This is a genomic window from Streptomyces sp. NPDC000941, from assembly GCF_053599555.1.
This window is the reverse complement of the sequence record NZ_JBSFMM010000302.1, coordinates 1-11,192: the sequence shown is the minus strand read 5'-3', so window position 1 is coordinate 11,192 and position 11,192 is coordinate 1. Positions and strand designations below refer to the sequence as shown.

General features: G+C 73.3%; 10 protein-coding genes. 5 read left to right on the top strand and 5 right to left on the bottom strand.

The features are described 5' to 3' along the window. Positions 1-718: 718 nt before the first annotated feature. Together ACWDSL_RS48490 and ACWDSL_RS48485 are read right to left on the bottom strand one after the other, a co-directional pair. Positions 719-2,407 (bottom strand): amidohydrolase, encoded by a 1,689-nt coding sequence (locus ACWDSL_RS48490; RefSeq protein WP_450495530.1) that lies wholly within the window; start codon positions 2,405-2,407, stop codon positions 719-721. A 146-nt stretch (positions 2,408-2,553) separates the two neighbouring features. Beyond that, a complete protein-coding gene (locus ACWDSL_RS48485) occupies positions 2,554-2,994 on the bottom strand; it encodes an Lrp/AsnC family transcriptional regulator (RefSeq protein WP_089510296.1) in 441 nt (146 codons plus the stop codon). A 254-nt stretch (positions 2,995-3,248) separates the two neighbouring features. Here ACWDSL_RS48485 and ACWDSL_RS48480 point away from each other — a divergent pair, with 254 nt between their 5' ends. Next, complete coding sequence (locus tag ACWDSL_RS48480; RefSeq protein ID WP_450495528.1) at positions 3,249-3,632, top strand: hypothetical protein; 384 nt, start codon at positions 3,249-3,251, stop codon at positions 3,630-3,632. 93 nt (positions 3,633-3,725) lie between these two features. On the opposite strand, the gene ACWDSL_RS48475 is transcribed toward ACWDSL_RS48480, so the two are convergent. Further along, positions 3,726-4,898: an acyl-CoA dehydrogenase family protein gene (locus tag ACWDSL_RS48475; protein ID WP_450495526.1), complete on the bottom strand. Its 1,173-nt coding sequence runs from the start codon at positions 4,896-4,898 to the stop codon at positions 3,726-3,728. Positions 4,899-5,259: 361 nt separating this feature from the next. Between ACWDSL_RS48475 and ACWDSL_RS48470 the strand changes: the two genes are divergently transcribed. Both ACWDSL_RS48470 and ACWDSL_RS48465 read left to right on the top strand, forming a co-directional pair. Then, complete coding sequence (locus ACWDSL_RS48470) at positions 5,260-6,534, top strand: glycoside hydrolase family 18 protein (RefSeq protein ID WP_450495524.1); 1,275 nt, start codon at positions 5,260-5,262, stop codon at positions 6,532-6,534. Between the two features lie 195 nt (positions 6,535-6,729). Continuing rightward, positions 6,730-7,959: a PP2C family protein-serine/threonine phosphatase gene (locus ACWDSL_RS48465; protein ID WP_450495522.1), complete on the top strand. Its 1,230-nt coding sequence runs from the start codon at positions 6,730-6,732 to the stop codon at positions 7,957-7,959. Positions 7,960-7,965: 6 nt separating this feature from the next. Here the strand turns inward: ACWDSL_RS48465 and ACWDSL_RS48460 are convergent, their stop codons facing one another. Beyond that, positions 7,966-8,631 (bottom strand): sigma-70 family RNA polymerase sigma factor, encoded by a 666-nt coding sequence (locus ACWDSL_RS48460; RefSeq protein ID WP_450495520.1) that lies wholly within the window; start codon positions 8,629-8,631, stop codon positions 7,966-7,968. Between the two features lie 34 nt (positions 8,632-8,665). On the opposite strand from ACWDSL_RS48460, the gene ACWDSL_RS48455 reads away from it, so the two are divergent. Next, entirely contained in the window at positions 8,666-8,842 is a 177-nt protein-coding gene (locus ACWDSL_RS48455) for a zf-HC2 domain-containing protein (RefSeq protein ID WP_450495518.1), read from the top strand. Between the two features lie 129 nt (positions 8,843-8,971). Here ACWDSL_RS48455 and ACWDSL_RS48450 read toward each other — a convergent pair whose 3' ends face one another. Then, positions 8,972-9,622, bottom strand: coding sequence for a hypothetical protein (locus ACWDSL_RS48450; RefSeq protein WP_450495516.1), 651 nt, complete (start codon positions 9,620-9,622; stop codon positions 8,972-8,974). A gap of 215 nt (positions 9,623-9,837) precedes the next feature. Between ACWDSL_RS48450 and ACWDSL_RS48445 the strand changes: the two genes are divergently transcribed. Continuing rightward, on the top strand, positions 9,838-11,136 hold the full coding sequence (locus ACWDSL_RS48445) for a GAF domain-containing protein (protein WP_450495514.1): 1,299 nt from the start codon (positions 9,838-9,840) through the stop codon (positions 11,134-11,136). The last annotated feature ends 56 nt before the right edge of the window (positions 11,137-11,192 follow it).

The following is an 11,192-nucleotide window of genomic DNA, read 5'->3' as shown; positions in this document are numbered from 1 at the left end:
GCCTCGGCGTCGGCCGCGGCAGGCGCGGCGGCGGGCTCCGGCTGCTGCTCCCCCGGTCGGTCTTCGGCCGCGCCCCGGGGGCCGGCCTCGGCGTTGGTTTCGGTACCCGATTGCACGTGCTGCCTTCCTGCAAGTCGTGCTGTGGTGAGGTGACCGTATAACGCGGGGCTCGAATATGTGTCCCGAGGTGCGGAACGCTCAGGCGGACAGGCTGGTTCCCAGGCTGTCACGGGGGCGCCATGAGAGCGACATCAGGGCGATACGAACGCGCCACGAGGGCGGCGTGACGGCGTCGTGGGTGCGCTGCGAGCGCACCATGGACGCGGAATCGGGGCCCGGCGCCCTTCGGGCCGGCCTGGGACCCGCTGGCTGCGGATCGACCGAGGGCCGTTGTCTACTGAGCGTCCGGGCCCCTCCCGGGTCGCACCTGCCGACCCGGCGATCCCTCCCTCGCCCCCGTGCGCTGGACCTGGCTCCCAGCGGTGGCGCACCGGCCGGCGCGCCACCCCATGGCCCAGCGGCGTTCGACGACTGCGTGGAGATTCCCCGGTCGGACGTCCTGTGGTGGACTCGGCCGAACCTACCGGCCGCCGACCGCACCCTGTCAACACCGGCACGACCTGCGCTGTTTCCCCAAATGAGCAGGTCAGTACGGACTGTGTTCAGCTACCGCGACAAGCCGGGGGAGCATCGTTCGGCGGTACGACACGGCCGTGCGTCACTCGTCCGGCCGGAGGTGGACGGTCCGCCCGCCGACCACCGTGCGCACGCAGACCGGGAGTTGGCCGCCGGGTGTGAGGTCGGGCAGCCCCGGGGTCCCCGAGCGCGGATCGGTCGACCAGTCGGCGACCCGCGTGTCGGGCACTTGTACGACGAGCTCACCGGTGCGCCAGACCGCGTAGTCGGCGGGCGCCCCGGGCACCAGGACGCCCGCGTCGTCACGCCCGATCGCCCGCCAGCCGCCGCGGGTGTGCGCGGTGAAGGCGGCGCGGGCGGAGACGCGGTGCTCGGGGGTGCGGTGGAAGGCGGCGGCGCGGACGGTGCCCCAGGGGTCGAGCGGGGTGACCGGGCTGTCGGAGCCGAGCGCCAGGGGCACACCGGCGCGCAGCAGCGCGGCGAAGGGGTTGAGGGTGCGGGCGCGCTCCCGGCCGAGCCGCTGTGCGTACATGCCCGTCTCGCCGCCCCAGACGGCGTCGAAGGCGGGCTGGACGGAGGCGGTGAGGCCGAGTTCGGCGAAGGCCGCGATGGCCTCTGGGGTGAGCATTTCGGCGTGCTCGACGCGGTGGCGGGCGGCGCGGATGCGGGCGAGGCCGACCTTGTCGACGGCCGCCCGTACGCCCTCCACCACGGTGGTCACGGCGGCGTCGCCGATGGCGTGGAAGCCTGCCTGCAGCCCGGCCTCGGTGCAGGCGATGACATGGGCGGCGACGGCGGCCGCGTCCAGGTGGGCGGTGCCGGTGTGCGGGGCGTCGGCGTACGGCTCGTGCAGATGCGCGGTGTGCGAGCCGAGCGAGCCGTCGACGAAGAGGTCGCCCGCCGCACCGAGGGCGCCGAGGTCGCGCACCTTGTCCAGGTCGGCGGCGCTCGCGGCGGCCTCGGCCCAGTAGCCGAAGACGCGCGGGCCCGGCTCCTCGGCGGCCAGCCGCAGCAGCCCGGTGAGGTCGTCCTCGGCGGAGATGTCCGGGCCCGCGCACTCGTGGACCGAGCCGATGCCGAGCGAGGCGGCGCGGGCGAGGGCGGCGCGCTGTGCGTCGGCGCGCTGCCGGGCGGTCACAGCGGCGCGGGCCGCGGCGCGTACGGCGTGGTGGGCGGCGCCGGTCAGCGGCGCGGCAGCGTCGTCGACGGCGTGGAATCCGGGCAGCTCGGCGACGCCCGGGACCAGGTCGAGCAGGGCGGTGGTGACGACGGCGGAGTGCACATCGATGCGGGTGAGGTAGAGCGGGCGGCCGCCGGCGGCCTCGTCGAGTTCGGCGCGGGTGGGGGGCCGCCCCTCGGGCCAGCCGCTGGCGTCCCAGCCGTGGCCGAGCAGGATCCGGTCGTCGGGGTGGGCCCCGGCGTACGCGCGCACGCGGCCGAGCGCGTCCGCGAGCGTACGGGCGCCCGCGAGGTCGAGGCCGGTGAGGGCGAGTCCGGTGGCGGTGGTGTGCACATGCGCGTCGGTGAACGCCGGGGTGACCAGCGCTCCGTCGAGGTGGACCACCTCGTCCACGCCGTCGGCGAAGCTGTCCGCGGCGCCCTCCGAGCCGACCCAGGCGACGGTGCCCCGCTCGACCACCATGGCGGTGGCGAACGGATCGGCGGGGCTGTGCACCTCGCCGCCGCGCAGCAGAACGGTGCGGCCTTCGGCCTGGTCGGATGTGGGGTCGTTCACGGCGGGCTGCCTCGCGGGGTCGGATCGGGCGTGCATGCGGTACGCGTGCGTGCAGTACGCGTGCGTGCAGTACGCGTGTGTGCGGTACACATACGTGCGGTACGCGTGTGTGCGGTACGCCCCTCAGTCTCGCCCCTCGGCAGAGCCGGCCCGCACCAGGGTGGGCCTTCGCGGGGCGGGATTCACACGCGGGGCGGGCGTGCCTCGTAGGGCGTGGACAGCACGACGGTGGTCCGGGTGGAGACCCCGGCCAGCGAGCGGATCCGGCTGAGCAGGTTCTCCAGCTCCAGCGGCGCGGCGACGCGCACCTTGAGGATGTAGTTCTCGTCCCCCGCCACGCTGTGGCACGCCTCGATCTCGGGCACGTCGGCCAGCCGTTCGGCGATGTCGTCGGGCGCGCTGGGGTCGAAGGGCTTGACGGAGATGAACGCGGTCAGTGGCAGGCCGACGGCCTCCGGGTCCACGACGGCCGCGTAGCCGCGGATGACCCCCCGCTGTTCGAGCCGGCGCACGCGCTGGTGCACCGCCGAGGTGGACAGGCCGGTGGCCTTGCCCAGGTCGGTGTAGCTCATCCGCCCGTCCTTGACGAGCAGTTCCACGATCTGTCTGTCCAACTCCTCCACAGCCGGTCACCCTATGCGGTCGGAGGCGGTCCGGCCCAGTCGGCGTTTCCCCTGTGGACACTCGTGGGACATACGCCCATGTTCGCAGCATCTGCAGCAGGCATGTGACGAACGCCACATACATTCGCCCCAGTCCCCGGGGGTGCCGGGATTACCCGCGTAGTGCGGCGGGAAATGCTTGCTTTGGTCGAGGCCGACGCGCCTGACCAGGCCGAGGCCGACGCGCCCGGCCCGCCCACCCGAGGGGGAAACTCATGCCCTATTTGGAGCGCCTCGAAGAAGGCGACAACGATACGGACGAGACCTACGAGATCTTCCGGGTCGTCTGCCCGGACTGCGCTCGTCCGATCGCCCTGCTCGCGGACGAGCACGTGCTGCCCGAGCACGCGCTGTGCCCGTCCCCGTGGAACCCGTTCGGACTCACGGTGTGCCCCGGCACGGGGCGGGGGGTGAAGGACACCTCCGCCTCCGCCGCCGACGCGTCGCTGGACGCGTCGGAGCAGGACGCGGCGATACTGCTGACGCTGCCGGAGACGCTGGACTGGCGGATGCAGCCGTTCTCGCACATCGGCGGCCCCGGGTCGCAGCCGATCCGGATGCCCGGTCTGCGCCGCCGCCCGCGGACGGCCCGCGTCTGACACACCGACCGCTCAGCGAGGGGGCCCGGCGCGCCGCGCCCCCATCAGCGTGAGCTTCAGTACGTCACTTCCGCCGTGACCGGCGGCACCTCCTCAGCGACTCTCCGGACCCGCGAGATGGCGGGCGATCACGACCCGCTGGATCTGGTTGGTGCCCTCCACGATCTGCAGCACCTTGGCCTCCCGCATATAGCGCTCGACGGGGAAGTCCGCGGTGTAGCCGTAGCCGCCCAGCAGCTGGACGGCGTCCGTGGTGACCTTCATGGCGGTGTCGGTACAGAACAGCTTGGCCATCGCCGCCTGCCTGGAGAACGGCCTGCCCGCGTCGCGCAGCCGCGCGGCGGCGAGGTAGAGGGCGCGGCCGGCCTCGATCTGGGTGGCCATGTCGGCGAGCATGAAGCGCAGCCCCTGGAAGTCGGCCACGGGGTGGCCGAACTGCCGCCGCTCCGCGGTGTAGGCGAGCGCCTCGTCCAGCGCCGCCTGGGCGAGACCGATCGAGCACGCGGCGATGCCGAGACGGCCCGCGTCGAGTGCCGAGAGAGCTATGGCGAAGCCCTGGCCCTCCTCGCCGATGCGGCGGGCGTCGGGCACCTGGACGTCTTCGAGGTGGATCTGCGCGGTGGGCGAGCCCTTCATGCCCATCTTGCGCTCGGGCGCGGCGGCGGAGAGCCCGGGGGCGTCGCCGGGGACCAGGAACGCGGTGATGCCCCGGGTGCGGTCGGGCCCGGTGCGCGTCATGACGGTGTAGAAGTCGGCGATGCCGCCATGGGTGATCCAGGCCTTGGAGCCGGTCAGGGTCCAGCCGTCGCCCTCGCGGGCGGCGCGGGTGGTGAGTCCGGCCGCGTCGGAGCCGGAGGAGGGCTCGGACAGGCAGTACGCGCCCAGCAGCCCGCCACCCAGCATCGCGGGCAGATGCTCGGCGATCTGCTTCTTGCTGCCGTAGTGGGCGAGGGCGTGGCAGGCGAGGGTGTGCACGCTGACGCCGAGGCCGACGGTGAGCCGGGCCGCGGCCAGCTCCTCCAGGACCTGGAGATAGACCTCGTACGGCTGGTCGCCGCCGCCGAACTCCTCGGGGTACACAAGCCCCAGCAGCCCGGACCGCGACAACAGGGCGAACAGCTCGCGCGGGAAGCGCCCGGCGGCCTCCTCTTCGGCTGCGTTCGGCCTGATCTCCCGCTCGATCAGCTCGCGGACGAGTGAGATCAGGTCGTGGGCCTCCTCGGTGGGCAGCTCACGCTCCACCGGCTGCGGTCGGTGGTCGGTCATGGCGGCGCTCTCCTCTCCCTCTTCGTCCCTGTCGGGGCGTTGCGGCGACGGCGCGACGCCGAGGGTGCGGGCGGGCGGGCCGTCGGGGGGGCTGCCGGGCGGCCGGAGACGCTTCCCTCGGGTTGCGAAGGGGGCGTGACCTGCGCCGTGGCGGTTGGAGTATGCCCGATCCGGGGCCCCGCGTCACCGGTCGGTGGATCTTCAACCAAGTTCCGCGAACGGCGAGCACATTGGTCCAAACCATTGACCTCACTGGTCTAGTCCTTCTACGGTGCTCCCACCGTGCCCTACGCGTTCATGTCAAGTCATGGGCAGGTCGTCAGTGAGCACCACTTCCCCTCACCCCCACGGAGGAGAATCCATGCGCAGACCTCGCGGACTTCGCGGACTGCTCGCCGCCCTCGCGGCGCTGTGTACGGCGGTCCTGGCCGCCACGACGCTCGCCGGCCCGGCTGCCGCCGGTGAAGCACCCCACACAAAGGCCGCGCAGGCCGCCAAGATCACCTCCAAGGCCGCCACCAAGGCCGCCGCGGGCAGCAAGGTGGTCGGCTACTTCACCGAATGGGGCATCTACCAGCGCAACTACCACGTCAAGAACATCGAGACCTCCGGGTCGGCCGCCAAGCTCACCCACATCAACTACGCCTTCGGCAATGTCACCGGCGGCAAGTGCGCCATCGGCGACTCGTACGCCGACTACGACAAGGCGTACGACGCGGCGAGCAGCGTCGACGGCGTCGCCGACACCTGGGACAACGGCGCGCTGCGCGGCAACTTCAACCAGCTGCGCAAGCTCAAGAAGCTGCACCCGAACCTGAAGGTGATCTGGTCCTTCGGCGGCTGGACCTGGTCCTCCGGGTTCGGCGAGGCCGCCAAGAACCCCGCCGCGTTCGCCCAGTCCTGCTACGACCTGGTCAAGGACTCGCGCTGGGCCGATGTCTTCGACGGAATCGACATCGACTGGGAGTATCCCAACGCCTGCGGCAACACCTGTGACACCAGCGGCAAGGACGCCTTCAAGAACGTGATGGCCGCCCTGCGCGCCAAGTTCGGCAGCTCCAACCTGGTGACGGCCGCGATCACCGCGGACGCCTCCTCCGGCGGCAAGATAGACGCCGCCGACTACGCCGGCGCCGCGCAGTACGTGGACTGGTACAACCCCATGACCTACGACTTCTTCGGGGCCTGGGCGGCCCAGGGCCCGACCGCCCCGCACTCCCCGCTCAACTCCTACAACGGCATCCCGCAGCAGGGCTTCAACACCGACGCCACCATCACCAAGCTCAAGGGCCTCGGCATCCCGGCCTCGAAGCTGCTGCTGGGCATCGGCTTCTACGGGCGCGGCTGGACCGGCGTCAGCCAGGCCGCCCCCGGCGGGACGGCCAGCGGCGCGGCCCCCGGCACGTACGAGGCGGGCATCGAGGACTACAAGGTGCTCAAGAACTCCTGCCCGGCGACCGGCACGGTCGCGGGGACGGCGTACGCACACTGCGGCAGCCAGTGGTGGAGCTACGACACGCCCTCCACGATCGCCGGGAAGATGAGCTACAAGCAGCAGCAGGGCCTCGGCGGCACCTTCTTCTGGGAGCTCAGCGGCGACACGTCGAACGGCGAGCTGATCAAGTCCATCAGCTGACCCTCATCAGTTGACCGCTCCCGATCGGGGGCGGGGGGTGGGGAGCCGGATCACCGGCTCACCACCCCCCGTTTTTTCGGGTCCCTTTTCCAGGCCCCTTTTTCAGGCCTCTTTTTCGGGCCCCTGTCCCGCTGGCTGGGGCGCGGGGCACCGTGCGAGTCTTGACACCGTCCCGATCTGGAGGCGGAGGTTCCGGTGCCCTGGAGGGAGCGCATCCGCGCATACGCCAATCGCGTCTTCGCCGTGCTCCTCGTCTATCTGGCGCTGATCGTCCTCATCGACTCGATCACCCCCCGCTCGTTCCGCCTGGACGTCTTCGCCGCGCTGGCCCCGCTCGTCGCCGCCGCCTTCTGCACCTACCGCCAGACGCTGGTGCTCGGCCTGCTCGACCTCGTCGTCATGGCCATCACCCACGGCGTGATCCCCGACAGCCTGGTCCCGCTCAACCGCGTCGCCTCGGTCCTCGGCAACACCCTCATGGTCGGCGCCAGCATCGCCGTCGCGCGGCTGCTGCGGGACCGCGAAGAGCTGCTGACCCAGGTCCGCGCCACCGGCGAGGCGGCACAGCGCGCCCTGCTGCGCGAGCTCCCGCTGCGTGGCAGCGACGTGGTCGTGGACGGCTTCTATGTCTCCTCGCAGCAGGGCGCGCTGGTGGGCGGGGACATCTACGAGGTCGTCGACACCCCGTACGGGGCCCGGGTGCTGATCGGCGATGTGCAGGGCAAGGGGCTGCGCACCCTGGGGGCGGGGGCGGCGGTGCTGACCGCGTTCCGGGAGGCCGCGTACCACCTGCGGAGCCTGAGCGACGGGGTGGACGCCATGGAGGTGGGGCTGCGCCGCTACAACTCCTCGCATACGCGGGAGCGGAACGGAAGCGAGGAGGAGCGGTTTGTGACGGCCCTGGTGTTCGGGGTGGAGCGGGACGATCCCGCCCCCGCCCCCGTGCCCGGATCCCCGGCGGACACCCGGCCCGCGGACACCCGGCCCGGCGCCGCTCCCGATGCCGCTCCCGATGCCGCTCCCGATGGATCGGATCCCGGGGACACCGCGCTCATGGTGTTGATCGACTGCGGGCACGTGAAGCCGTATCTGCTCCACGCCGACGGCACGGTCGACGAGCTGGACTCGGCGGAGCCCGGTCTGCCGCTCGGCCTCGGCGATCTGACGGGCGCCAAGCGCCCCGTCCAGCGGATCCCGATCGAGCCGGACACCCGGGTGCTCGCCTGTACGGACGGGGTGACCGAGGCGCGCTGCCCCACCGGGGAGTTCTACCCGCTGGCCGACCGCCTGAGCGGTTGGGCCTCGCTGCCGACCCCCGAGCTGCTGGGACGGCTGAGGAAGGACCTGGACGCCCATACGAAGGGGCGGCTCCAGGACGACGCGGCGGTGCTCGTCCTGGAGCACGTCCCCGACGGGCCGGGCTGAGGTGGCTTAGCGCGAGCCCACCGGCTTCGGCAGGCCGGCGCGGCTGAGCCGGACCGTGCGGTCCGGCCCAGCCGCGCCGGAAGCGACCCGCTCCGCCGTCGCCAGCTGCTCGATCAGCGCCTCCCGCGCACGGGCGACCCGGGAGCGGACCGTGCCCACCGGACAGCCGACGACGAGCGCGGCCTCGGCGTACGGCAGCCCGAGCAGCTGGGTGAGGACGAATACCTCGCGCCGGTCGTACGGCAGCAGGGCGAGCAGCTGGGTGAGGGCCACCCCCTCGTCGAAGCCGGTGTCCGGCGCCGCCCGGCGCTGGGCCCGCTCGGCCGCCGCCTGCCAGTCGTCGGTGTCGGCGGCGCGCGGCCTGGCTGCGTTGCGGCGCAGCCGGTCCACGACCGCCCGGCGGGCGATCGACAGCAGCCAGGTGCGCGCCGAGGATCTGCCCTCGAAGCGGGGCAGTCCGCGCAGCGCGCGCAGATAGGTCTCCTGGACGAGGTCGTCGGCCGCGTGCGGGTCGTCGCTGAGCCGGTGGACGTACCGCCACACATCGCGCCGGGTGGCGCGTACGAAGCGGTCCACGGCCTCGGGGTCGCCGCCGCGCGCGGCGAGCGCCCAGGAGGTCAGGGTCTCGTCGTCGCGGTCAGTGCGGTCAGTGCGGGCAGCGCGGTCAGGCATCGCGGCCCTCCGCGGTATCGGGGACCATGTGGGGGTGTGCTGTGCTCAGTTCCGGGTCGCCGTGTCGGCCCGTGTCGACGGCGAGGCGCCGCCGCCGGAGGTCCCGGACGCGGTGCTCGACGCCCATCTGCTGGAGTGCCCGGAGTGCCGCCGCTGGGGCGAGCGGGCGCGGCGGCTGCGGCAGCTCGCGGCCGGTCTCGACGGGCCGTGACCGTACGAGCGGGGGTACCGGCCAGGGGGCCGGGATACGGGCAGGGGTCATCGCCTGCGGTCCTTCCTGGAGTCCGGACGGCCCGGTGGGCGGTCCGGTGATGTGGTGGGCCTGGTCGGCCGCCGTCCGTCACAGGACGGCGGCTCCGGGCGGTGGACCACGGGTGGCGATGACATTGGCGAGCAGCAGCAGCCGCAGCCGCTGAGGGCCACCGTGCCGTACGCCCCGTACGCGGGGCCGCACGGGCACGCGCGGAGCGCCGTACAGCAGGGTCAGCAGGGGTACGAAGAGGCCGACGGCCAGGGTCCGCACCAGCCGGAACGCGGCCTGTTCGCCGCCGGAGAGCCACATTCCGCACAGCAGGGCGGCCAGCAGGTGCGCGGACCACATGCCGAGCGCGCCGTACCCCTGGCCCCCAGGCAGCGGCGCCGAGGCCATGGCGTCATGGGCGTGGGCCATGTGGTGGGCATGCCCGGACGGCATGGGCATGCGCATTGGCGTCGCACCGGCACCGGCACCGGCCATGGAGCCCTGCGCGAGCATGAACGCGACGTGGAGCGCGGTCTGCGCCCCCACGGTCGCGGCGATCACGGCCAGCGGCCGGCGCTCGCGCCCTGTCAGGCACCAGGCCGCACCGCAGGTGACCGGCAAGGCGGCGCCGATCACCCACCACGGGACGGCGGCCCCCGACATCAGAGCGTGGCCGAGCGCCGCGAGCAGCACGCAGACCGCTGCGAACACCGCGGTTCGCAGCGCCCGCAGTACGAGGCCCGCTTCCATGACGTGCACATCGTCGCACCCGGCCCGTCCCTGGCGCGGCCAGGGGCGCGGAAGTTGAGCATGTTCGGCGCGGACCGGCGCCGTCCGGGCTCTTGCGGGCGGGCCCGCGCTCAGGAGAGTGTGAGGAATCGGGGCGTCGGGGCGTCCGGTGCGGCTCGGCCCGCCCGCGCCGCCCGTCGCCGACCTGACCGACCGTGACCTCGAGTGAGGTACCTGTGGGCAATCCCTGGCTGGCGATGGCGTCGGGCGCGGATCCGGCGGAGCGCGTCCGCGCGGTGCGCCGCGCCCATGAGGCGTTTGTGACCGAGGGGGCGGTCTCGTCGGCCGTCCGCCCGGTGGTGGCGGACTCCTGGCGGCGTTCGGCCAGAGCGCGGGTGGACCAGGAGGGGCTGGCGCCGATCGACCTGGCGGACGCCGAGTTGGAGGCGTACCGCGCGGACCATCCGCTGGCCCGGGTGATGCCGCTGTTCCGCGAGCTGCTGGGCACCATCGCCCACGACGGCGCGCATCTGCTCGCGGTCTGTGACGAGCAGGGCCGCATGCTGTGGGTGGAGGGGCACACCGGCGTACGGCACGAGGCCGAGCGGATGAACTTCGTGGCGGGGGCGCGCTGGGACGAACGGCACGCGGGCACCAACGCTCCGGGCACGGCGCTCACCGTGGACCACGCGGTGCAGATCTTCGCCGCCGAGCACTACCACCACGCGGTGCAGCCCTGGACCTGCGCGGCCGCCCCGGTGCACGATCCGCACACCGGGCGGCTGTTGGGCGCCGTCGACATCACCGGGGGCGACCATCTGGCGGCCCCGCACAGTCTGGCCCTGGTCCAGGCGACCGCGCGGGCCGCCGAGGCGCAGCTGGCGGCCGAGGGGCCGCGCGCGGCGGGCCCGCGGGTGCTGCTCACGGCGCTGGGGCGGGACGAGGCGCTGTTGCTGGCCGAGGGGCGGCGGCTGCGGCTCGGGCCGCGGCACAGCGAGATCATGGTGCTGCTGGCCGCCCATCCGGAGGGCCTGAGCGGCGACCGGCTGGCCCTGGAGCTGTACGGGGAGCAGGCGGACCGGCGCTCCCCGGTCACCCTGCGCGCGGAGCTGTCGCGGCTGCGCCGCCTGGTGGGGCCGCTGCTGGGCTCGCGCCCCTACCGGCTGTGCTCGCCGGTGCGGACCGATGTGGCGGCCGTGGCGGAGGAGTTGGCGGCGGGGAACACGCATGCGGCGGTGCGCGCGTACGCGGGGCCGCTGCTGCCGCTGTCGGAGGCGCCGGGGGTGTGCCGGATGCGCCGGATCCTGGAGGAGGACATCCGCCGCACCGTGTTGTCCTGCGGCGATCTGGAGTTGCTGCGGTGGTGGGCCCGTACGCCGTGGGGCGAGGAGGACCTGGAGGCCGGTGAGGCCCTGCTGGCGGCCCTTCCGGCGCACGCCCCGGGCCGGGCGTCGCTGCTGCCGCGGGTGCGGCGGCTGCGCGCGGCGTACGGGCTGACGGCCGACGGCGGCCCACGCAACGTCCGTGCAACGTAGCGGCCGCTAGCGTCAGTGCCCGCGACTTTGCGGTGAGTATGGGACAGCGACACGCC